The following is a 23,360-nucleotide window of genomic DNA, read 5'->3' as shown; positions in this document are numbered from 1 at the left end:
GGTAGTATCGCCCTTTTAACATCTTTAGGGGCGTAAAGATGCAAGGCACTTTAAGCAAGCTCAAAGCACAGCTCACCCAACCAATTCAATATCAGCTTCCCATTGGCGATGAGCGAGTCAATTTAAATGACTATATTGGCAAACAGCTAACACTGACCCACACAGGCAACATCTACTGCTGCAACTGTGGTAAGAAAACCAAAAAAAGTTACTCACAAGGCCATTGCTTTGTATGCATGAAAAAGCTCGCAAGCTGCGACATGTGTATTATGAAGCCTGAAACGTGCCACTTTGATCAGGGTACCTGTCGCGAGCCGCAATGGGGCGAAGAAAATTGCATGATCCCCCACTATGTTTACCTTGCCAATACATCAGGACTAAAAGTAGGTATTACACGCCATACCCAAATTCCTACTCGTTGGATAGATCAAGGTGCCACACAGGCATTACCTATTTTTAAAGTCCAAACCAGATTGCAATCAGGTCTTGTGGAAGTGGCCTTGGCTGAATTTATCGCAGACAAAACCAATTGGCGCAATATGCTCAAAGGCGTGAGCAATGAAGTAGATTTAAAAGCAACTGCTCAGGAGTTAATCCCACAAATTCAAAGCAAGCTTGATGAGTTGGCCGAGTTGTTTGGCGCTACAGCCATTGAGCGCTTAGATGAGGAAGTTGTGGACTTAAGCTTCCCTGTTGAACAGTTCCCGAGCAAAATTACTTCCTTTAACTTTGATAAAAACCCTGAGGTGACGGGCACGTTACTCGGCATCAAAGGCCAGTACCTGATTTTTGATACTGGCGTTATCAATATTCGCAAGTTTACCGCTTACGAAGTCACTTTCTGCGCATGATAAAAGCGCAACCATTCGTCGGCGCACAGCGGCTTGCAAAACCAATAGCCTTGAATGATATTGCAGCCCAGTTTTTGTAAAAACTGGCGCTGCTCACTTTTTTCAACACCTTCAGCGACGACCTGTAAATTAAGCGCTTTTGCCATCGCAATAATGGCACTGACAATTTCACTGTTGCCGTATTCATCAGGGATCTTCGCCACAAAACTCGCGTCAATTTTCAACGTATCGATTGGCAACTTGGTTAGATAACTGAGCGCCGAATACCCTGTTCCAAAATCGTCCAATGCAATGGCAACCCCCAAGCTCTTAAGTTTTTGTAGCTCGCTTTTTGCCTCATGTAAATTACTGATAAAACTACTTTCCGTTAATTCAAGCTCAATGAAACGACCATCTAAACCGTGTTTATTCAAAGCATTAGCAACCGTGATTGCAAGATCTCCCTGACATAAGTGCTGTGCCGATACGTTTATTGCAATCCGTCTAATATCACTGCCCTGACGACGCCAAAGCGCCATGCTCTCACAGACTTTATTGATCACCCATTGGTCCAACTTAATGATAAGCCCCAATTCTTCTGCCAATGGAATAAATTGAACGGGAGAGATCATTCCCAAATTAGGATCATTCCAGCGCAACAAGCACTCGACGCTGGATATTCGGCCACTAGCTAAACATTGTAGGGGCTGAAAATATAGCTCAAATTCATCATGCTCCAACGCATACTGAAAACGGCTCAGCATAGACAAACGCTCCAAGGAGCGAGCATTCATAGACGCTTTGTATAATTGAAATGAATTGCGACCAATTTCTTTGGAGCGATACATCGCCACATCCGCATGTTTTAATAAAGTTTCACTGTCTAGCCCGTCTTCGGGGTAAACAGCGGCTCCGAGCGAAGCTGTGGTGGTGACGTTTAGCTCATTGAGTTCAAACGCAACGCTTAGCTTTGACAGTACTTTGTTGGCAAAACTTGCCACATCGGAGATATGTTTTACTTCAGTAAGCAATACCACAAACTCATCTCCCCCCAAACGCGCTAAGGTATCGCCCTCATTTAACAGGCTCTTGATACGCTCGCTCACCTGCACCAGCAATTCATCTCCAGCACTGTGACCTAAACTGTCATTAACTTCCTTGAAACGGTCAAGGTCGATAAACATCACAGCAAGTTTATGGTTATCTCTGTGCGCGGAGGCCAACGCCATGGATAACCTGTCATAAAATAAACGCCGATTAGGCAAGGCTGTTAATTCATCAAAATAAGCAAGCCGAGCTATCTTCTCTTCTGCATTTTTACGCTCGGTAATATCACTGAAAATTGCCGCGTATAACACATCATCGCTATAAGGCTCATTAATTGCGATGATGGTTAACCACTCGACATAGATCTCTCCACTTTTCTTACGATTACAGATCTCCCCCTGCCATACACCATTTTTTCTTAGCTCAGCCCACATTTGGTCATAATACTCTTGATCATGAAGGCCAGAACTCAAGATGCTAGGGTTCTTGCCTATCACTTCATAGTCCTGATACCCAGTAAGCTCACTAAAAGCAGGGTTGATCTGTAAAATTTCGCCATCCCCACGGGTGATCATAATGCCATCCAAAGAGGCATCGATAATACGGTTAGCCAAATACAGGTTTTTCTCTGATTTTTGTAAGGCAAGGTCGCGCTGTACCAATACCTTTTCAAGCTCACTACAGTAAGCTGTTTCTATCTCAGTCAGCACATTTTTCAACGGCAGCAGACCAATGACTTTACCAGAACATGGCTCTTTTACGACCAAGTGGCGAATCGATTCTGAGGTCATTAAGCGATATGCATCAAACAAACTGTCCTTTGGACTGACTTGCAACATTGGGTATGTAGCGAGCCGCCAGCATGGCATTCGCCAATCTGGATTAAGCAGCATATAGGCAATATCACGCTGTGTAATGATGCCATACTCTACCAACTCATGATTGTATACCAACACCGCTGTCACCCGCTTTAACCGCATGACTTCAATCACCTTTGACACGCAATCAGTGGCCTTCAAAATAACCACGTTGCGGTTGTAGTGATCTTCGATTGGGCGAAAATGCAAGTAATGGTCGAGCCCTTGGTTGCGCACAATGTCAGACAACGAAACCACACCAACCGGCGCTTGTTGTTGGTCTTTGACCAGCAGGTGTCGGATCCCTAACTGATGAAATTTTATCGTAGCTTCACTTAGTGTTTTATCAACTTGGATATCATGCACTGGCGACGTCATCGATGTGCCGATGGGTGCTTTAGCAAAATCAGGGTCATTAAAGTTAAGTTTGACACAATCTGATTCCGTCCAAATGCCTACAATCTGCTGTTGCTGAGTAACAAAAATAGAGCTTACTCGGCGCTTGCGCATCATTTTTACCGCCTCACTAAGCGGCGTTTGCTGATCGCATGACAATAGTTGATTAGAGAAAATATCTTTGATTTGTAATTGACGGTTATCAGAGACCATTAAGCACAACCTCGCATTTTGACTTGAATACGAAGTATAATGTTGTACACCTTTTATACTTTGATTGAGAACAAACAATGCCAATAAAATATTACCCATTCTTGCTCTATTTAGAAGAAAGTATTGAGTTTATTGATTGTGAAGAAACACTCAATCACGCCCTATTTTATCTGAGCAATACGCAAACACAGCACGCGCTATGCCTGTATGACAATGGTCAATGTTATGATTTACAAGGTTATAAGAAAGAGCTGCCTACGCTATCTCAACTCACAGGGAGAGTTCAGCAAGCACTGCTCGATGATGGCCAGTGTTGTGTGCAAAAGGTCGTACTTACAGATATTAAACAAGTCTTTTCACTGCTTTGTTCTGGGTAAGTAAAGACTACCCCTCGACCAATGCCTTGATGTGTGTCACAGCGCTGCGACCCAAAGCAGATAATGCATACCCACCTTCCAAAAATGAGATTATTCCTTTGGCTTGAGTTTCTTTACTCAGCTGCACGATTTGTTCTGTGAGCCACTGATAATCAGCCTCAACAAACTGCAGGCCGCCCATATCATCTTCCAAGTGGGCATCAAATCCGGCACTAATAAATATCAACTCAGCCTTAAACTCCCTGAGCCTTGGGAGCCACTGCTGAGTGAACAAAGCTTGTAAATCTTCTCCTTTGCTCGCCAAAGGCAACGGTGAGTTGATGATATGTTCATTGTTTTCAATGTCACTGTTAGGGTAAAAAGGATATTGAAATAACGAGCAAAACAATACGTCTTCATGCGTTTTAAAGATATCCTGCGTCCCATTACCGTGGTGCACATCAATATCTAAAATTGCGACCCGCTCAACACCTAAACTTTTGGCATACTCCACGGCTATCGCCAAATTGTTAAACACGCAAAAACCTGATGAATGGCTTCGATTAGCATGATGACCCGGAGGACGTACACTGCAAAATGCTGCGTCCAAATCACCCGCTAGAATTTGATCTACCGCTAGAATGCCCGCGCCAACCGCACGCTCTATCGCTTGTAAAGACTCTGGCGCTAGCCACACATCTTCACAAAAAGCATTGATTTTATCGCTTGGGATACTTGCACATACTTTATCTATCAACGCTTGCTCGTGCACCAACGCAACTTGCTGCATAGACGCTTTGGGCGCTTGTAGCTGCTGAAGCGCAATATCTAACCCCGATGCCAGCAGCCTGTCCGCAATGGCATCCAGACGCTGTGGACACTCGGGATGCTCATCTGGCATTTTGTGCTTTCTACAGTGTGGGTGTGTGATCACAGCGGTACGCATAACACTCTCTTTATCTTCGTTTCAAGCAGTGTAACAAGCTTATTCACCATACACAGTGAGACTTTGGTGTTACTCTGCCTCAGCAGCAGGCAAAGCGGTTAGTTCTAAATCGTGAAAATCAAAACTAAAGTCGGTTACATCTGGACTCACAAACTCCATGTTAGCACCCACTACTTGCTGAAAGTTATTCATGTTAAACTGGATATAGGCATCCGCTTCAAGTAATCGTTCCTGCCAACGCACCACAAAGGTATTACCGCTATAGTGCTCAAGCTTACCTTTAAGCAAATCGGTATGAGTAAAATCTATCATCAAATTACCACCTACTTGCTTTACAATCACATCACCATACCAGTCACTTGTTAACGTACCGGTGTAATGCTTCAGTGGTAAACTTGCTTGAACAGTTGTGAGTGGTTTTATGCCCGCAGTGGCATAGTTGTTGGCCTTTTCTTGCTCATAGTTTTGTAAGGCGACCTCCACTCGGTCTATCTCAGGCAATCCTAGGGCATCTTCAAACACCTCATCGATGATACCTGTCAGTGCTGGATATGCTTGCTGATTTGATAGTAGCACGACTCCTAACTGCCGCTCTGGAAGTAGCGCAACCTGAGACACCATACCCAAAATTCCGCCACCATGACCCAGTTTCTTATACCCAAAGTAGTCCTCAATTGCCCAGCCTAACCCATAACCTCTAAATTGCTGGCGATGGGTTGTAAAACTCTCTTCCTTTGCCTCTCGCATGATATGAGGCTGCCACATTTGCAGTTGTTGCTGCGCACTAAATAACTGCTGGCCTTGTGGTGTTTTGCCCGCATTCAGCTGCGTTAATAACCACTGACTCATATCATCAACATTTGAGGCAATAGCTCCAGCGCCACGAAAATCTTCCAAATAATTCACGAAAAAAGGGTTCAGCTGACCATCCATCGGGATGTGCCCTGTCGCCCAATTACGATTGTCAGGGCTAATACGCGAGAAACCAGCTTTTGAATCATCCATCCCCAATTTGGTGAACATACGCTGCTCAACAAAATCTTGCCAGCTCATACCACTGACTCTGGCGACCACTTCTCCTGCCACCACAAACATTAGATTGTTATAGGCATACTCACTGCGAAAACTTGAGCTGGGTTTTATGTTAGCAATACCTGCTATGAGTTGCTCTGTGGTTTTGTTGGTATCAGGCCAGATCATTAAATCTCCCGCGCCCAACCCTAAGCCACTTCGATGACTCAACAGGTCTCTAATGGCCATTTCAGCGCTCACATAAGCGTCAAACATCCTAAATTCTGGCAGATGCTTTATCACCTTATCATCCCAATTGAGTTTGCCTTCATCCACCAGCATCGCCAACGCTGCACTGGTGAAAGCTTTGGTATTTGACGCAATACCAAACAGAGTATGCTTATCAACTGGCTCTGATGTTGTAAGGTGCCTAACACCATAGCCTTTAGCCATCACGACTTGCCCTTTTTCAACAACCGCAATCGCAAGCCCTGGGATATTAAAACGTGTCATTGCTTGGCGTACTGCTGTATCTACATCTTGCACATTCACAGCGTTTTTCGCAGTAGAGGAGTCAGTTTGTTGAGCCAACGATGGCAGGGTTAATATCAGCGCAAGACCCGCACCAATCATGTTATGCAAATTCATACTATGCCTTTTTAGTTTTCTTTAGTGGGCGATGTAACTGCCACTCTCGTTCTGAGCGCTCGGTGAAGTGATCCGTAACATGAGTTTGGGCCTCAATGAGTGCGACGTACTCGCTTGGGAAGGTATGCTCCAGCGCACCGTTTAGTACATGCTGAACATACCAATCAAAAGGAAGCTGATCTTCAATAAAGGTGTTAGCGATGTAACAATATGCCTCTATCAAACCATGCTGAGCCGAGTCCACTTCGATACTCACCCTGTCGTAACGCTCTCCTTCAATGGCATCCAGCATGGCGAGTTCTTCATCATCAAGCCCGTATAGCACGCCAATGACAACATCATCACGGTAGCTTGTAGGTTCAATGGTACATTTTGCTGAACCATCAGTACTGAGCATATTGAACGTCAGTCTATGTTGATACAGTTTAGCAACGCCAAGGCATCGAGCTTGTGGAAGACGAGCAAACAATCTTTTGGTTGATAAGTTAGAACCAAATGCAAAATTAATATGCGGCTTATTACTCATAACGACTTAAAACCTTTTACAATACCACGCGCACTGCCAGTGCGATTAAAATAACGCCTATCCCTCTGTCAAACCAATGACCTGCTTTTTGAAAAAATGATCGGACCTGAGTACGGCTCAGCACTATCGCCAAAAACGAAAACCATACCCAGGTTGCCAATGCCATATAGAGTCCATAAAACGCCTGAACCATTGTTGGCGTCGTGGGTGATATCACCAAGGTGAATAGAGATAGAAAGAACAACGTAGCTTTGGGATTGAGGGCATTAACCAAAAAGCCCCTTCTTAGCGCTTGTATCGCACGTTCTGAGGTTTGATGTTCTACACCTTTTACACTTTGCGTGTCGCCAGCAGGTTTAGCACGTAATGCTTGTATACCCATATACGCCAAGTAAGCGCCCGCAACATACTTCAAAACATTAAACATCGCAGGAGATTGAGATAACACGATAGCCACGCCGAGCAAACAATAGGTAACATGGACCAAAATCCCTAGCGCAACACCCGCGCTGGTCCACAAAGCATTGGCTCTGCCTCGCTGAATACTCTGTTTTAAAACAATCGCAAAATCAGGGCCTGGGCTGGCTACCGCAAAAAAGTGCGCCAGTGCTATCAATAAAAATTCATCTACGTATTCAAGCACCGCTTTGCTCCTTGAGCATTAACAGTAATGGGTTAGGAGTGCCTTTTATGTATTCTTGGATCTGTTTATGTGCCTTTTTGTAAACACTTTTAAGATGCGGTTTTAAATGCTTTTTGCCGTCGACTTCAGGTTTGAAGTAGCATATCAAGGCATGCATAAACACCGTTTGTTCTTCACTTAATGCTGCTTGTCGGTTTGCATACGGGTTGTAACAAGAACCGCAACCACCTTTGAACTGGTACACGGTGTTACTCATCATCACACCAAACCCCATAAAACAGGCCAAAGCATCACTTGCCGCGGCAATTTGTGCTTCGCCACCTGGGGGTAATACGCCTTTTTGGTAGATAGCGATTGTTGCCAGTGTTCCTGCAAAGCTTGCAACTAAATCCTGTGGCTGGTTTATTTGATTGGGGTTATAAGACAACAGCACTGGCTGTGAAGGCGCGACTGCTATCTCCGCTGTTTCACCCCTTGATATACCACTGAAGCTAAATGCCGGAATGCTTTGCTGCGCCGGTAAATGTGCGGGGTTTACCAATTGTAATGGCCAAGCTTGCATACCCGCATAGTCACGCACACGAGCGAATACTGTTTGTGCCATCTGTTCAACACTGGATACCTGATCGGGGAAATACTGCCCTGTCGGCTCAATTATCTTTGTTTGTGATAAAAAATGTTGCCCGTCAAAGTTTTCACAGGCCCACGCAAATGTATCGACAAGCCATGCCACTTCACCATCACTTAACAAGGGTTTTGATTTAAATAACGCTAACATAATTACTCTGTCTCTGTGGCCCACTGCCATGCTTGAGTGTTATATAAAGGCACGGTGGAGAGCGCATGATGGTGACTGCCGCTGGTTTCTTTCGTTGAATATGATAAATACAATAAAGTGCGGGCTTTAGCATCATAAATACGACGAACTTTTAAAGACTTAAACAAAATGCTTTTGGATGTTTTAAACACCACTTCACCATCTTTTGATAAATCGATTTGTTGCATCTGCTCGGCTGTGATCTCACCGGTCTGTCGACATGCTATCGACATATCAGAGGGGTCTGAAAAATCTAAATTCGCCTCTACATGGCTGATATGACATGTAACGCCCGTAACGATCGGATCTTGTTGTGCAGAGACGACGACATCTTTGGTGGTGAATAGCCCAAGGCTAACTTTCGCCGCATCATCGCTACATCCAAACAGTGTCATCGCGCCCGCCAACATCAACCAAATTTTTTGTTTATACATCTGGTGTTTCCCTATAAATCACCTAACATAGGCCCATTTACTCATACTTGAAGCAATAAGTCATCATGCCACACCTTATCATTGAACACTCTAATAACTTGCCTATACCTGCACAACAATTGGTCGAAGCGGTCCACCTCGCAACACAAAGTACTGCTTTATTTGACCCCACAACATTAAAAACGCGCACCCAGAGCACCGACTATTATAAACTGGCAGAAGGAAAAATCGGTTTTGTGCACATTCACGCACATCTCATAGAGGGTCGCAGCGAAGCACAAAAGCAATTATTGAGTAACGCACTGCTGGAAGTACTGCAAACTATGTTTGATACAAACTGGCTACTGAGTGTACATCCATATGATTTACTCCCGTCTATCTACCGAAAGAACTGATTAAAACCCTACGATCACGTATACTATCAACCTATTTAATTTACAGACAAAGTATTATGAAATTTCCTTGCCGACTGGATAAATTTTTGAGCCATCTGGCCGAGTTACCACGAACTAAAGTCAAAGCAGGTATTAAAAAACGTTATGTAACGGTAAACGGTGAAGTAATCACGAAATTTGATTATTCGGTTACACAAAATGATCAAGTTACTTGGCAGGGTAAGTCATTACAATATCTTGGTAAGCGTTACTTTATGCTCAACAAGCCGGTGGGCTACGTCTGTGCAAATAGTGATGAAATGCATCCAACAGTATTTGAATTACTTGATGAGCCTAACTTAAAAGATTTTCATGTTGCTGGGCGTTTAGACATCGACACCACAGGTTTAGTGCTACTGACCAACGATGGTGACTGGTCGCATCAAATTACGTCTCCCAAAAAGCAAAAATACAAAACCTATCTTGTTGAAACGCAAGAGCCTATAACCGAAGAAACATTGCAACGATTGAGAGAAGGCGTGCAGCTTCACAATGAAAAACAACCCACATTACCTGCGATGGCCGAACAACTTGCTAGCTACAGTTTGCGATTGTCAATCTGCGAAGGTAAATACCATCAGGTGAAGCGGATGCTTGCAGCCGTAGGCAACAAAGTCGTTGAACTACATCGTGAAAAAATAGCCGATATTGAGCTTGACGCCAACCTAGCCAGTGGCGAGTACCGTCAACTGACCGACCAAGAAGTCGACATAATCAATGCAAAATAATGATATTTCCTCATCATTATGAGGAAATATCATCTCTATTTCTATCGAAATACACTATATGTTACTTACATGATTTCATTAAACATGGTAGATAATAATATTCTATTATCTGAAAGGGGCGTATTGTGCTATCAGGTTTAACATTAAGAATTAAAATAATACTTTTCGCAGCGGCTATTTTCCTCTCACTTTTGCTAGTCGCCATCTTAGGATTACAAGCGTTACGCCATGCCAGTGAATCTGACAACATTGCGCGTATCAACCAACTGATGAAGAGCACGGTAAACATTGTTGAGCAATTTGAAGGATATGTACAATCCGGCGCCCTGAATGAAGAACAGGCTAAAAAGCTCGCCACTAAGATGCTCAGGGAAAATAAATATCATGACTCTGAGTACGTGTATGTGGTCGACGACCAGCTAGATTTTGTTGCCACCCCACACGACCCACAATTACACGGCACCAGTTTTAACGACTTCAAAGATGCTAAAGGCAATAGTATTGGTCGAATGGTAGAGCGTTTAGTTGGCAATAAAACCAATCAAATTATCACTTATGAGTGGGATTCAGTTCGTGAAGGCGAAATCGTAGACCTAACCTCTGTGGTACAAAAGACGCCTGTTTTTGGCTGGTATGTAGGTACAGGGATCAGCGCCAAAGAGACCGATGAACGTTACTGGGCTACAGCTCGCTGGCTATTAACTCTATCACTATTGATCGCGGTGGCACTGACTTTTGCCTTGGCAAAATTTGGTCTAGGTCTTTCGAATAAGCTCGGTGGTGAATTAGATGATGTACTGACCATCGTTAAACAAGTATCTCGCGGTAACCTGAGCTCACCGATCAACACCAGTGCCGCCAAAGAAGACAGTATCATTGCCGCTATGAGCTATATGCAAAAAGGCTTACAAGGCGTGGTTGGTGGAATCGCTACGGTCAGTGACGCGCTTAAAGCGCAAAGCAACGATGGCGAAAAACGTTCCAACGAATTAGAGCAACTTACGCGTAGCCTGAGCAGCGAAACACAAATGGTCGCCTCAGCCATCACCGAGCTAACAGCATCCGCGCAAACGGTTGTTGAACATGCCGAGCAAACCGCCAACTCCGTACAAGAAGCAGAACGTCAGGGCCAAAACGCCGATAAACTGACAACTGAGGCAGCAAAAACCATCGCTTTATTGGAGCAGCAAATTGACAGCGCTGGTAATAATATCCAAACCTTAGATGAAGAAGTGGCCAATATCGCCAATGTATTGAGTGTGATCCAAAGCATTGCTGAGCAAACGAACTTGCTGGCACTTAATGCTGCCATAGAAGCGGCTCGAGCTGGCGAACAAGGCCGAGGCTTTGCTGTTGTTGCAGATGAGGTTCGACAACTTGCTCAACGTACCCAAACCAGCACTGAAGAAATCCATACCATGATTGGCAAGCTGCAATCGGCCACGCAGGAGGCTAAATCATCGGTCACAGTGTCTATTCATACTAGTGAGAAAACCGTCAGTATGTCTAAAGAAGCAGGGGAAGAGTTGCGTAAAGTTGCCAACTCTTTAGGTGAGATCTCGCAAATGAGTCACCAAATTGCCCATGCAGCAAAAGAACAACTAGAGGCCGGAGAAGACACCGCGCGCCGTGTGGTGACCATTTCAGACACAGCCTCACAAACCGCTCATGTGTCTGAAAAAGCCCATCACGCTACCGACAGTATCAAAGAGTTAACCGTGAATTTGGAGTCAGAAATCGCCAAGTTCAGCTGTTAACCTACATTGATGTAAAGCATACATTTGTATACCTTGTAACTAAAAAGGACCGTCAGGTCCTTTTTTATGTTTAACAAAAAAGTAGCTTCGTCCGTATTACGACTCCACTACTCTTTTGTCATTTATTTGATTTCTACACGCTGTGAACGCATCACCACTTCGTCGTTGAGCTCAATGCCGATACCTGGTTCCTCAGATACCTTAAACACCCCATTCTTAGGCTGAGGATCTTGAATACACAGTTCACGGTTCCACTTTTTGATCGCATAAGTGTGATGTTCGTGAATTAAAAAGTTCGGGATTGCCGTTTCAAGATGTAGTGACGCTGCGGTAGCAACCGGACCACCACAAACATGCGCCTGAATACGAACATCAAAAATATCTGCGTAATCACACACTTTTTTGGTTTCAGTAAAACCACCACATAAGCCAATATCAGGTTGAAGCACGTCAATGCTCTGGTCTTCTAAATACGGACGCACGCCCCAGCGATTATACAAACGCTCACCGCCTGCAATGGGCACCGCGACTTTGTCGGCAACCTTAGCATGTAGCGAATGGTTTAGATAATTCACTGGCTCCTCGTAATACATACAATCGAATTCTTCTGCAATTTCGCCAATTTGGATAGCTGAAGTCGCCCCCGGTAAACTATGACACTCAAATATAATGTCAACTTCATCCCCTACCGCTTCACGAATAGCTTGCATACGTGCGCGATAAAGTTTCATTTCGGCACGAGAGATGATCTTAGTGCGATCGTAGTAGGTATTACCATATTTATCATACTGAATTGGGTCTACCTTAACGGCATCATATCCCTCAGCAATAGCTTTAAGTGCAGCTTCGGCATATTCCTGCGGTTCAACCAAGGCTTTAAATTCTTTGTCCCAATCAAATTGTAACTGTGATGCATAGGTTCTAAGCTCTGGGTTCACCTTACCACCGAGTAATTGATAAACAGGCAAGTTCAGCGCCTTGCCCTTGATGTCCCAAAGTGCGGTATCAATTGCACTCATGGCAGCGTAAACCACCGGCCCACCACCGAGTCCCCAAAAGCTCTCACGCAACATACGTGACCAGAGTAACTCCGTTTGAAATGGGTCATGACCAATCAAAAATGCTTCAGCCATTTCTTTGATCATGCTGGCCGCAGCGCTGTGTCCTAAATCATATGCCAGACCGGCCTCACCTACGCCAGTGATACCTTCATCGGTGTGAATTCTTACAAATACAGGGGTCCATGCTGGTCTATCAAGACAGTGAATATCAAATACTTCGACGCGATTAACTTTCATTGCAGATTCCTATTGTGCAAAGCCTGGGTCTAAGCGGTATGCTTTTCTGAGCATGGCAGGCCATGCGAGTTGCCCGCCTGTGCTGCCGCTGTGAACAACATTAGCTTGATTATAAATATTATCTATTATGGGCTGAGGAACTGGCACAGCGCGTTGGCCAGTTGACTGGATAGCCACTTGAATCTCACACGCTCGCTGCAAGTCATAAAAACGCATAAAGGCATCGCCAACCGTTGGACCAACCGTTAATCCGCCATGATTTACCAACAACATATGGTTGGTATTGCCCAAATCATCCTGAAGTCGTTTACGCTCATCATCATTTACCGCTAAGCCTTCATAGCCATGATAAGACAGCGAAGGCAGTGAGAACATTGAGTGCTGGCTTAATGGCAGCAATCCGCATTCTAGGCTGGCAACTGCCACGGTCTCTTTAGTATGTAAATGGATCACGCAGTGAGCATCTTCTCTTACTTCATGGATTGCGCTGTGAATGGTAAAACCCGCGGGGTTTATTTTAAATGGTGTGTCATCCAAAATATTACCTTGCAAATCCACCTTAACTAAGTTGGACGCGGTTACTTCATCAAAGCTCAAACCAAATGCATTTACTAAATACTGATCAGTTCCCGGTAAACGCGCCGACATATGGGTATAAATCAAATCCCCCCACCTCATGTGCTCAACCAAACGGTAACAAGCAGCTAAATCAACTCTTAACTGCCATTCTTGCTCAGATACTTTACCTTTGAGGTTGAGTTTAGGTAGTTCAAACATAGAGGGTCCTCAAATACGCCCAAATAGATGTATAGAAGTCTAAATGACTCTGGGCATTTGTTCAACATAATAAAAACCACCGACAAGCGGTGGCTTTTGCAAAACATGTGGAAGATGCTTATTTAACTTGCGATAAATACTCAGCGATAGCTTCTAATTCCGCATCTGATACATTCGCAACCATGGCTTTCATCGCCGCCGACATACCATTACTGCGAGCACCTGACTTAATGTCTTTCATCTGGGCTAGTAAGTACTCTTTACTCTGACCCGCAACTTTTGGATACATTGGCATGATTGGGGCTTTGCCCTCTGCACCATGACAAGTTTGACACATTTTAGCGGTATATAATGCTTTGCCATCCTCTGCCAGCACCACATTGGCACCTAGCGCAGCCACAGACAACCCAACCCCACATATTAATTTTTTTATCTTACTCATAACATTACTCTTTTTATTAATTAACGGATAATTCCTTTACAGTGTAGACCATTTGTCAGCGCTACACATTAGTTGCTAATTAGTAGACCTATGATGAGTAAAAACGGTTACCAAATTAAATCGTCTGGAACCTCGTAAGCTGCATACGGATCGTCCTCATCAGGTCCGTTACTATCATCTTCCACATGGAAAACAATGTACTTTTCATCCACCTCAGCAATCTTCCGCGCGGGCTCATCTTGGAGCACGTAGAACTGACCTTCAAGCACACAAATAGCCAAACGCCCCTTAGACAAGGCTTGTTTAGTCTGCTCATTCACATCCAACTCTTTAACCTTATTTTCATAGGTAAAGTTAAAGGTAACCTCGCCACGTATCGAATCCTGATTGTGGTGTTCAAGTATCTGCTTAACGCGTGCGATTTGCTCGCGCTCTTTTAGCTCAGCCTGCTTCGCCTTGTTTAGCTCTTCAGCTTTTTGTTGTTGCTCAAGTTTTGTTTGAGCAATATGCTTTTGCAGATCACTCGGATCACTGGTTGCACCTTTTTTCTTTTTCTTCTTCTGTGCTTTACGCTTTTCCGACTTAGCAACCTTTGCTTTATGCTCTGTCGTTAACCCTGCCTTTAGTAGCTGCTCTTGTAAAGAACCCATTGTGCATGCTCCATGAAATACGAATTGTCATATTTTAACGCAGTGGTTTTTTTTGACCATATACAAAACTTGTAATAACGGATTTTTTTACCTTTACAAGCTACCTTAGCAAAGCACTGGTTTTACTTATATGATTTACCGCAAAGAAATACTAACTAACTGATCCAAAACTGTTCAATTAATACAAATCCACGCATAATGGAGACGGACTGTGCAACCCACGTTTTGGAACCTTAATGCCTTTAATACAGCTGCTTATCTCCTGTGTTTTTATATTTTTTGTGCTTTATGCACCACAGCCACTGCTGGCAATTTTTGCACAATCTTTTTCCGTCTCTCCAGCCACTAGCGGCGTACTTATGTCTATCACTATGGTGCCTTTAGCTATCGCACCTATTTTTTATGGCCTATTGTTTGCCCGCAAGAACCCGCTTGATATCCTTAAAAAGGCCATGCTGATACTAGCACTTACCAGTGTTTTGTTTACCCTTGCACCCAGTTTTGAGTTACTGCTTGCGCTTAGGTTTGTCCAAGGGCTAACACTGCCCGCAGCCCTCACGGCCATGACAGGGTTTATTGGCCAACAGTACAGCGGCATGCAGCTACAACAAAATATGACGCGCTATATTGGCAGTACAATTCTGGGAGGGTATTTAGGGCGAGTATTGGCAGCAAACTTTGCCAGTTGGTTTTCATGGCAGAGCTTCTACTATTTATTTGCGTTTTCATTATTCGTTTTAGCTTTGTGCATCAAACCTCAGCGCTGTCAACGTCCAGAGCAGGCGCCTGCGTCTCCAAAAGCTTATCTAAAACCTTTACATAACCGGTTAATCGTACGCTTATTTGGCTGCGTTTTTTGCATGTTTTTCTGCTTCGCAGCATTAATGAATTACCTGCCTTTCATTCTTCAAGACATGTTCGATATAACCGACAGTAAAACTATTGGCTGGGTATATAGCGGCTATCTGATAGGGGCGGTTATTTCAATGGCCACACCGCGCCTTAATCAGTATTTCAACAACTCTTGGCGGTGGCTGAGCACCTTATTTGCGATGTACTGTATGACACTTGTGGCCATGCAAATGCCATTTTTGAGTGTATTCTTGGTAACATTTACGCTGTTCTGCGCCTGTATGTTTATGATCCATGCCAGTGCGGCTCCGTTGGCAAATAAGATAAGCGATGCCCCGCCCACCGTAACCAATGGCGCCTACGTCTCATTTTATTATAGTGGTGGCGCATTAGGGTCTTTTTTACCGGGTCTCGTTTTACAAAACTATGGCTACCATGCCTTTTTGTTTTCCCTGCTGCTCGTTTGCGCAACGGGTTTACTACTGTCCTATATGACCTATAGACAAGGCACATCAATGACATGAGGCTGATGCCCGGTATGCTGCCAAAACTGAAGAAGTTGGCGTTTAGATAGCACCCAAGTTTTGCGGTTATCAAGCGGGTGACACTGCCACAATTGCGCATCCCAAAGTCCACTGTCAACCCAGAGCTCTACATGGTGTTCATTATCGTTGAACAATGCCAGCGCTGACACACATCCAGGACGAATTTTTAGATACTTTTCCAAACGTTGATCAGATGCAAAGCCCAGACGAGAAAGACCTTGTTGCGTAGACAGAGCTTTTAGGTCAACCTTTAGATGAGCTTGTAGCAATAACAATATATGGCGACGCCCATAATTGTCTCTTAAAAACAGGTTTTTAATCCTTGTTCCTTGGCGCTCAAGTTGTAGCCTATCCGCATCATCACAGGTGTGCAGTGCCGCATGTTCATATTGAACAGGTTCAATATTTAGCGCTTGTAGAGCCCTTGCAAGATCACTTTCTAATAAAGCGCTCACAAACACATACCTCTAAGCTGAACACTGCGCTGGCGCCAATAAACACGGTTTACTTTGTGACCGGTTTGACAATAATTACGCTGCGCAAGCGCCGTATCTAAAAGTTGCACTGCGCGCTCTTCTAATTGTAATTTCAGTTCTGGTGAGTCCTCAACTCGTTGATGTTCAGCGTACTTTTTTAGCTCGGTACGGCTCATCGGTTTATGACTGCTCACTTTCATAATAGGCGTTGGTTCTACAGTAACAATATATACGAAAAGCAAATCTCCCGACTCGGATTGCTTGGTATGAAGTGTTTGTTCTGCTATTTGAAATTCAACTGGCTCAGGTGCAGAGGCACATCCAGCTAATACAATAAAACATAAACTGGATAATAGTAGACGTACATTCTTTTGAAACATCAAATATTCTATCTTGGTAGTCTTTTCGCTTAGTCTATCAAAGCAACTTACAAAAATGTGAAAAAAATTTCAGGATAAAGACTTGACGAGTTATGCAAAAAGTTTTAAATTTCGCAGCGTTCGAAACGGAATGTGGGGCTATAGCTCAGCTGGGAGAGCGCCTGCCTTGCACGCAGGAGGTCAGCAGTTCGATCCTGCTTAGCTCCACCACTTTCCGCCTTCCTTGTCTAAACTCCATTGCAATGATTACATAGGTCTGATTGTTCAGTTTTATCACTTTTAATCTTTGTTAAGTCTCGCGTTTTTGCATAAAAAAACGGGCCAATTAGCCCGCTTTAAGATTTTTCTTTATATATCTATTATTCTCTTACCTGACCTTCGCCAGTTACTAGAAACTTTTCTGTCGTTAAAGACTCAAGTCCCATTGGACCGTAAGCGTGCAATTTAGTTGTCGCAATACCAATTTCAGCACCGAGACCCAGCTGTGAACCATCCGAGAAACGTGACGAAGCATTCACCATCACCACAGATGCATCGACGCTGCGCTGGAATAGTTCCGCCTTATTACTATCTTGCGTACAGATCACCTCGGTATGATGACTACCAAAACGATCGATATGTTCGATAGCACCCGCAAAATCTTCAACAATTCGTACTGCAACTTCTAAGCTTAGGTACTCTTCACCAAACTGGTCGTCAGCAATGATATTTGCGTTGTCAAAGTACTTGGCTGATTGGCTATCGGCGTTAATAACAACTTGTTTATGAGCAAACGCCTTTTGTAAACGTGGTAAAAATTGCGAAGCAACTGCTTTGTGGACCACAATGCCCTCTAATGCGTTACACACTCCCGTACGCTGTGTTTTACCATTCAATGCAAGCTTAAGTGCAATATCAAGATCAGCGTCTTCATCAACATACAAATGACACACCCCTTTGAAGTGTTGGATCACAGGAATCGTACTGTTCTGTGTAACAAAGTTGATAAGCCCTTCACCACCGCGAGGAATGATCAAATCGATATATTCTTTTTGCTGCATCAATTCCATCAACAGTGCTCTGTCTGGATCTGGTACAACGGTGATAAGTGCTTTTGGTAAGCCATGCTGTTCTAAAACATTGTGCATTACCTTAGCAATTGCTTGAGAGCTTTGTAGCGCTTCTTTACCGCCGCGAAGGATCACACCATTACCAGATTTAAAGCATAAAGCGCCTGCATCTGCTGTTACATTTGGACGCGCCTCGTAGATCATACACACAACCCCAAGAGGTACGCGCATTTTGCTAATTTTTATTCCGTTTGGTCGCACGCCCATATCGCGAGTTAAACCAACTGGATCGTCTAGTTCTACGATGGTTTTAATACCCTCCGCCATATCAGCGATACGCTCCGGCGTTAATGTTAACCGGTCTACCATTGCGGGAGGTAAATGGTTGTCACGTGCTAAGGACAAGTCGTGCTCATTCGCCGCTAAAATATCACTGCTTTGAGCTACGAGTGCCGCTGCCATGTCTGTCAGTACCGCATTCTTTTGCTTAGTGCTCAGAAGTGCCAGTTGTTTTGCTGCACTTGCTGCTTGTTGTGATAATTCTGTAATTAAACTCATGAGTTACGATTTCTCCAAAATTGCAATATCTTGTTCCGAAACAACGGGGCCTATATTTTGTTGTAACTGCCCATTATCCGAAGTTTGTTCCTGTTCTGCTAAAAAGTTTAGCAAACAGCTACTGTAGTTAGTTGTAGCCTTAGCGAGTCGTTCACCTTTTTCAGTACGCACAAGTACTGTGTCTCCCACCGAAAACTCGCCATTAATCTGCGAAATATTACTAGCAGCTAATGGTTCGGCGTGATCCTTCAACTCTTCGGCATAATCATGTTCAACAACAATTTCACCTTGTTCAGATGCGGTATGTGTCATCCAGTGCTGCTGAGCGTGCATCGGCTCATCGTACGGTAAGAATACCGTGCCTGGGTTTTCTCCTCTGAGTAAGCGCTCAAATGTTAGATCTTTAAAGCCATTCACTATGTATGTACTAATACCATGAGATGTTGCTTTTTCAGCAGCTTCTATTTTGGTTTTCATACCACCTGTACCCACTTGACTTGTGGCGCACCCTGCCATTGCATATATATCTTCTGATATTTCAGGCACTTGCTGAATCAACTTTGCGTCTTCATGCAAATTTGGATTTTTGTCATAAAGGCCGTCGACATCCGAACACATCAATAACACATCTGCATCAGCCGCCGCCGCAACCATAGCTGACAAGTTATCATTGTCACCCACCTTTAGGTCGTCGGTCGTCACCGCATCATTTTCATTGATAATAGGTAATATGCCATGATCAAGTAAAGCGAATATAGTTTCACGAATGCTGTTATAGCGCTCTAAATCACGTAAATCACCATGCGTTAAAAGAATTTGTGCCGATGGGAAGTCAAAAAATCGATCCCAAGTGGCCATCATTTCAGTCTGCCCAGCAGCTGCCATCGCTTTTTTGAGCACTACGGATGAGTTTTTAGCACCTTGTGGAAACAGGTGTGACCCCGCAGCGACGGAACCCGATGAAACCAGCACGACTTCTTTGCCCATAGAGCGGCAACGAACAATAAATTGTGCAATGGTCAACAAGTAACGCGCACGACAACCGTCCTGGTCTGGTGCAATCAGTGCGCTACCTATTTTGATCACGATACGCCGAGAGTTTGAAATGTTCATATTGTTTCCTGTCGTTGCCTTACTAAATTAAAATTCACGCAGCGCCAACTTATTTTGGACGTGCGCGAGTAAAAACAACCAGAGTTGAACAATACAAATATACAATACAGCTTACGCGTTAACACACATGTGCCCAACACTGGCTGTCGCTTTACTAAAAAATGGATTGTGACACTGTAATACTTCTACAATGTCGAGCCGTTTTCAGCAGGTACATCATGGTTTGATGAGGCTGAAAAGACCTATACCGCAATGAATGATTGCGCAATGAATAGTTTAATTGTTGAACAGTACCAAATCTTGCACATATAAAAATGAGCTTATAATCAGTACCAAAAGCTAGCTTGCTATAATTGCTACAGCAAAGCCAAAAAGAATTTCGGTGTACATCTACCGAACGCTTTATAGCTTACGCATTCGTCAGACATTTTTCAACTCCATAGCAAAATAATCTCATATACCGACCATAAATATGATAAATAGCACTTTATAGGGACAAAGTCTGCATGATAGATTGCCATCAAAGAGAACAACGTAATGATCCATTTTTGTTGATAAAGACTATGTTTAACTAAGAATGTTCGGCTTAGCAACGAATTCAACTTCGTCGCCGTAATATAACTGTGGTATAACCCGCTTAGTGTATTTTTAACTATGTTAACCAAAGAGTTAACTGGAGACATTATGTCAGCTATTTATATCGCTGGAATTGCCATATTTTCTGTGCTTGCCCAATGGCTTGCTTGGGTACTCAAAGTACCCGCGATCTTGTTTTTATTATTAATCGGCTTGCTGCTCGGCCCTTTTACAGGCCAACTAAGCCCAGATGATTTGCTGGGTGAATTATTGTTTCCAGTCGTGTCACTGTCAGTCGCTATTATTTTATTTGAAGGTGCACTCACTTTACATTTTCGAGAGCTCAAAGGTATTGGCAAGATTGTCCGTAATCTCTGCTCCATAGGAATGTTTGCAACCTTTGTCATCATTGCACTATGTGGTTATTTTATTCTGGATTTAGATTGGCGGGTCGCTGCTGTACTAGGTGCAGTTCTGGTCGTAACGGGTCCGACAGTGATTGCCCCCATGCTCAATGCCATGAGGCCAAATCAAGATATAGACCGTGTACTTCGCTGGGAAGGCATCGTTATTGACCCGATTGGCGCGCTATTCGCGGTACTTGTATTTGAAGCTGTTAGTTTTGTAGGCCAAGGGGAGGTTCTCAGTCACACGCTAATCGCTCTGTTTTCAACACTAGGCGTGGGTATCAGCGTAGGCGTTGTCGCGGGCTGGATCACCAGCACATTAATACGTCGAGAGTGGCTCCCTTATGAATTACATAAGTTTGGCATACTGGCACTGGTGCTATTTAGTTTTACATTTTCAAACCATCTTGCCCATGAATCAGGACTTTTAGCCGTAACCATTTTTGGTATTTGGCTAGCGAATCAAGATGACTTAGAAATTGACTCTGTGCTGGAGTTTAAAGAAGATTTGTCGATGATTTTGATCTCTAGTCTGTTTATTTTACTCGCAGCTCGATTGCAGCTGAGTGATTTAATGTTGCTCGGTGTCGAAACTTTTATTTTCTTAGCGGTGGTCTTATTTGTCGCACGTCCTATTTGTATTGCAATCTCAACTCACAACACAGATTTGCCATTTAAATCCCGGGTATTACTCTCGTGGATCGCGCCACGAGGGATTGTCGCTGCGGCAGTAGGCTCAGTATTTGCGCTAAGCATGATAGACTCGCAAATCCCCGATGCGAACAAACTAGTGCCGCTAATCTTCACCGTTATTATTGTTACCGTCGTACTACAAAGCCTGACAGCGACGCCGCTGGCTAAGCTGCTAGGTGTGCGTCAACCAAGCCCCAATACCTTGCTGATTATTGGTGCGAACCACGTTGCTCGCGCCATAGCCAAGGGATTAAAAGAACAAAACATTGATGTGTACTTATCGGACCCAGCGTGGGAAAACTGTAAAATGGCAAGAATGGATGGTCTGCCCTGCTATTACGGTAACCCTCAGTCAGAACATGCCGAGCGCTATTTACCGCTAACAGCGCTTAAGTCCGTTTTAGCTCTATCACCTAACAGGCACCACAACGCATTAGGTGTACAATATTTCTCCCACTTGTTGAATGAGCAAAGTGTATACTCTTTACGCTCATCAACCAATCATGCCAAAGCAAACAAAGACAGCGCCACCTTTTTATCCAGACAGATCTTGTTTGGTGAACAAGGCTATTACGCCAGACTGAGTAGCCTGATAGCAAAGGGCGGCAAAGTAAGTGCAACACGCTTATCAGAAGAGTTTAGCTGGCAGCAGTATCTTGAGGTCAATAAAGAAGCCATCCCACTATTTATTATTTCGGACACTAATAGTGGTGAAGAGCAGCAAATCAGGCCATTTGTTATTGATATGAAAAAGCCACCAGAGCAAGGTGAACGTATCGTAGCTTTACAGCCACCTAAAATGTCAGTGCTCAAAGAGCCCACGCTAAACAAAGAGCAAAGCGGTACTTTAGGAGAGAAGCTCGGGAGTCAATAAAAGTCGGTCATCATCAATGTAACTCAACATTGGTGATGACTTTTTACATAACCTCAGCTGCGGATAAAAGTTTTACTAGAATTAAGAAATTAACCCTTTGCGATTGTAGCATCCGATGATGAAATTTTGCGCAAAATTAAAGCGTTTTTACACAGTAATAGCCAGCTATTACCAGTAGAAATAACGAAGATAATGTACAAGATAGTTTTATTAGGCTAATTCACTTATGTGTAGCTGAAATTACATCGGTAATCTGGCTCGGCGCACAACGCTTTCAGGCATTTTCTCAGCCAAGCGAGCAAGTGCGTTTTGTATTTGCTGATGGAGTTTTTTATCTGCCACTGCAGAGTGAAACAACCAGCGGTAAGCATCTTCGTAATCTCTTGGGCTACCATGTCCGCTGTTAAATAGATTAACCAAGCGCAACTGTGCAGCAAGATTCCCCTGTGATGCAGCCTCTCTGAGATATATTACCGCCAGCGCTTTGTCAGCCTGTACCAACTGACCAACATCGTAGTAGCGCCCTAATTGCTCTAATGCCGATGATAGGCCCTGCTCAGCGGCCTTGCGCATAAAATACAAACCCAGCTCAACATTTCTATCGACACACACCGCATAAGCTAACATATCGCCATACAGAAATTGATACGAGGGCAGCTCCATTGTTTCTGCTCGAGCCTCAATGTCCTGAACAAGCTGGCAATCATCATCCTTAACTCTCTTTAAGTGCTGATTTTTCTTAATTAGCTCGATTAACTCTGCTTCAGTATACAAAGGTACTGCGGTGAGTGGCTCCTGTGCCACCGCCGTCACACTCATTAATAAAGCAATGCAACACAACTTCTTGATCATAACTTACCTGATTTTTTTGACACGCTTTAAAATTATACAAAGTCCGTACCAGTTATTCATTTATTGGCACATTTTCCATTGCATGATAGTACGCTTGCAACCCATTACAACGGAGTCTCGTTTATTATAGGCACAAAAAAAGCTGCACTATGCAGCTTTTTTCAAATCAACTATT

Annotated in this window: 23 protein-coding genes and 1 tRNA gene; 8 read left to right on the top strand and 16 right to left on the bottom strand. The window is 43.8% G+C overall.

Features of this window, described 5'->3' with window-relative positions; all coding sequences use genetic code 11:
• The first annotated feature begins 38 nt into the window (after positions 1-38).
• On the top strand, positions 39-851 hold the full coding sequence (locus BET10_RS04765) for a DUF2797 domain-containing protein (RefSeq protein ID WP_070983799.1): 813 nt from the start codon (positions 39-41) through the stop codon (positions 849-851).
• Here the strand turns inward: BET10_RS04765 and BET10_RS04760 are convergent.
• Complete coding sequence (locus tag BET10_RS04760) at positions 827-3,343, bottom strand: EAL domain-containing protein (protein ID WP_070984050.1); 2,517 nt, start codon at positions 3,341-3,343, stop codon at positions 827-829. The genes BET10_RS04765 and BET10_RS04760 overlap by 25 nt on opposite strands.
• A 77-nt stretch (positions 3,344-3,420) precedes the next feature.
• On the opposite strand from BET10_RS04760, the gene BET10_RS04755 reads away from it, so the two are divergent.
• A complete protein-coding gene (locus BET10_RS04755) occupies positions 3,421-3,720 on the top strand; it encodes a hypothetical protein (RefSeq protein ID WP_070983798.1) in 300 nt (99 codons plus the stop codon).
• 7 nt (positions 3,721-3,727) lie between these two features.
• Here BET10_RS04755 and BET10_RS04750 read toward each other — a convergent pair whose 3' ends face one another.
• The 6 genes from BET10_RS04750 to BET10_RS04725 all read right to left on the bottom strand — a co-directional run bounded on the left by BET10_RS04750 (position 3,728) and on the right by BET10_RS04725 (position 8,724).
• A complete protein-coding gene (locus BET10_RS04750) occupies positions 3,728-4,645 on the bottom strand; it encodes a histone deacetylase family protein (RefSeq protein ID WP_070983797.1) in 918 nt (305 codons plus the stop codon).
• 69 nt (positions 4,646-4,714) lie between these two features.
• Complete coding sequence (locus BET10_RS04745; protein WP_083330441.1) at positions 4,715-6,304, bottom strand: serine hydrolase; 1,590 nt, start codon at positions 6,302-6,304, stop codon at positions 4,715-4,717.
• Between the two features lies 1 nt (position 6,305).
• Entirely contained in the window at positions 6,306-6,830 is a 525-nt protein-coding gene (locus BET10_RS04740; RefSeq protein ID WP_070983796.1) for a gamma-glutamylcyclotransferase family protein, read from the bottom strand.
• A 16-nt stretch (positions 6,831-6,846) separates the two neighbouring features.
• Positions 6,847-7,473, bottom strand: coding sequence for a LysE family translocator (locus tag BET10_RS04735; protein WP_070983795.1), 627 nt, complete (start codon positions 7,471-7,473; stop codon positions 6,847-6,849).
• Positions 7,466-8,251 (bottom strand): hypothetical protein, encoded by a 786-nt coding sequence (locus BET10_RS04730; protein ID WP_070983794.1) that lies wholly within the window; start codon positions 8,249-8,251, stop codon positions 7,466-7,468. The genes BET10_RS04735 and BET10_RS04730 overlap by 8 nt, the downstream gene beginning before the upstream one ends.
• A gap of 2 nt (positions 8,252-8,253) precedes the next feature.
• Complete coding sequence (locus BET10_RS04725) at positions 8,254-8,724, bottom strand: CreA family protein (RefSeq protein WP_070983793.1); 471 nt, start codon at positions 8,722-8,724, stop codon at positions 8,254-8,256.
• A 65-nt stretch (positions 8,725-8,789) separates the two neighbouring features.
• On the opposite strand from BET10_RS04725, the gene BET10_RS04720 reads away from it, so the two are divergent.
• From BET10_RS04720 to BET10_RS04710, 3 genes are all read left to right on the top strand, one after another.
• Positions 8,790-9,119, top strand: a complete 330-nt coding sequence (locus BET10_RS04720) for a tautomerase family protein (RefSeq protein WP_070983792.1) — start codon at positions 8,790-8,792, stop codon at positions 9,117-9,119.
• Between the two features lie 56 nt (positions 9,120-9,175).
• The gene (rsuA, locus tag BET10_RS04715) at positions 9,176-9,886 is read left to right on the top strand and encodes a 16S rRNA pseudouridine(516) synthase RsuA (protein WP_070983791.1); all 711 of its coding nucleotides are present in this window, start codon (positions 9,176-9,178) and stop codon (positions 9,884-9,886) included.
• A 125-nt stretch (positions 9,887-10,011) separates the two neighbouring features.
• Complete coding sequence (locus tag BET10_RS04710; protein ID WP_070983790.1) at positions 10,012-11,643, top strand: methyl-accepting chemotaxis protein; 1,632 nt, start codon at positions 10,012-10,014, stop codon at positions 11,641-11,643.
• Between the two features lie 122 nt (positions 11,644-11,765).
• Here BET10_RS04710 and BET10_RS04705 read toward each other — a convergent pair whose 3' ends face one another.
• From BET10_RS04705 to BET10_RS04690, 4 genes are all read right to left on the bottom strand, one after another.
• Positions 11,766-12,941: a mandelate racemase/muconate lactonizing enzyme family protein gene (locus BET10_RS04705; RefSeq protein WP_070983789.1), complete on the bottom strand. Its 1,176-nt coding sequence runs from the start codon at positions 12,939-12,941 to the stop codon at positions 11,766-11,768.
• 9 nt (positions 12,942-12,950) lie between these two features.
• Positions 12,951-13,718 (bottom strand): class II aldolase/adducin family protein, encoded by a 768-nt coding sequence (locus tag BET10_RS04700; protein ID WP_070983788.1) that lies wholly within the window; start codon positions 13,716-13,718, stop codon positions 12,951-12,953.
• Positions 13,719-13,836: 118 nt separating this feature from the next.
• Entirely contained in the window at positions 13,837-14,160 is a 324-nt protein-coding gene (locus tag BET10_RS04695) for a c-type cytochrome (RefSeq protein ID WP_070983787.1), read from the bottom strand.
• 107 nt (positions 14,161-14,267) lie between these two features.
• Positions 14,268-14,810 carry a DUF2058 domain-containing protein gene (locus BET10_RS04690; RefSeq protein WP_070983786.1) on the bottom strand — a complete coding sequence of 181 codons (543 nt, stop codon included), beginning with the start codon at positions 14,808-14,810 and terminating at the stop codon, positions 14,268-14,270.
• 236 nt (positions 14,811-15,046) lie between these two features.
• Between BET10_RS04690 and BET10_RS04685 the strand changes: the two genes are divergently transcribed.
• Positions 15,047-16,186, top strand: a complete 1,140-nt coding sequence (locus BET10_RS04685) for an MFS transporter (RefSeq protein WP_070983785.1) — start codon at positions 15,047-15,049, stop codon at positions 16,184-16,186.
• Here BET10_RS04685 and BET10_RS04680 read toward each other — a convergent pair.
• Both BET10_RS04680 and BET10_RS04675 read right to left on the bottom strand, forming a co-directional pair.
• Positions 16,159-16,662 (bottom strand): prolyl-tRNA synthetase associated domain-containing protein, encoded by a 504-nt coding sequence (locus tag BET10_RS04680; RefSeq protein ID WP_070983784.1) that lies wholly within the window; start codon positions 16,660-16,662, stop codon positions 16,159-16,161. The genes BET10_RS04685 and BET10_RS04680 overlap by 28 nt on opposite strands.
• Positions 16,659-17,063: a hypothetical protein gene (locus BET10_RS04675; RefSeq protein WP_070983783.1), complete on the bottom strand. Its 405-nt coding sequence runs from the start codon at positions 17,061-17,063 to the stop codon at positions 16,659-16,661. Before BET10_RS04675 ends, BET10_RS04680 begins: the two co-directional genes overlap by 4 nt.
• A 134-nt stretch (positions 17,064-17,197) precedes the next feature.
• Between BET10_RS04675 and BET10_RS04670 the strand changes: the two genes are divergently transcribed.
• Positions 17,198-17,273, top strand: a tRNA-Ala gene (locus BET10_RS04670).
• A gap of 149 nt (positions 17,274-17,422) precedes the next feature.
• Here BET10_RS04670 and BET10_RS04665 read toward each other — a convergent pair.
• Positions 17,423-18,670 (bottom strand): glutamate-5-semialdehyde dehydrogenase, encoded by a 1,248-nt coding sequence (locus BET10_RS04665; protein WP_070983782.1) that lies wholly within the window; start codon positions 18,668-18,670, stop codon positions 17,423-17,425.
• A 3-nt stretch (positions 18,671-18,673) separates the two neighbouring features.
• On the bottom strand, positions 18,674-19,783 hold the full coding sequence (gene proB, locus BET10_RS04660; RefSeq protein WP_070983781.1) for a glutamate 5-kinase: 1,110 nt from the start codon (positions 19,781-19,783) through the stop codon (positions 18,674-18,676).
• A gap of 684 nt (positions 19,784-20,467) precedes the next feature.
• Between proB and BET10_RS04655 the strand changes: the two genes are divergently transcribed.
• On the top strand, positions 20,468-22,333 hold the full coding sequence (locus tag BET10_RS04655) for a cation:proton antiporter (protein WP_070984048.1): 1,866 nt from the start codon (positions 20,468-20,470) through the stop codon (positions 22,331-22,333).
• Between the two features lie 240 nt (positions 22,334-22,573).
• Here the strand turns inward: BET10_RS04655 and BET10_RS04650 are convergent, their stop codons facing one another.
• On the bottom strand, positions 22,574-23,185 hold the full coding sequence (locus BET10_RS04650; RefSeq protein ID WP_070983780.1) for a tetratricopeptide repeat protein: 612 nt from the start codon (positions 23,183-23,185) through the stop codon (positions 22,574-22,576).
• Between the last annotated feature and the right edge of the window lie 175 nt (positions 23,186-23,360).

Origin of the sequence: Pseudoalteromonas amylolytica, assembly GCF_001854605.1 — a bacterium.
In the GTDB taxonomy this organism is placed as follows: domain Bacteria; phylum Pseudomonadota; class Gammaproteobacteria; order Enterobacterales; family Alteromonadaceae; genus Pseudoalteromonas; species Pseudoalteromonas amylolytica.
The sequence above is the reverse complement of the archived record's forward strand: the minus strand, read 5'-3'. Positions and strand labels throughout refer to the sequence as shown.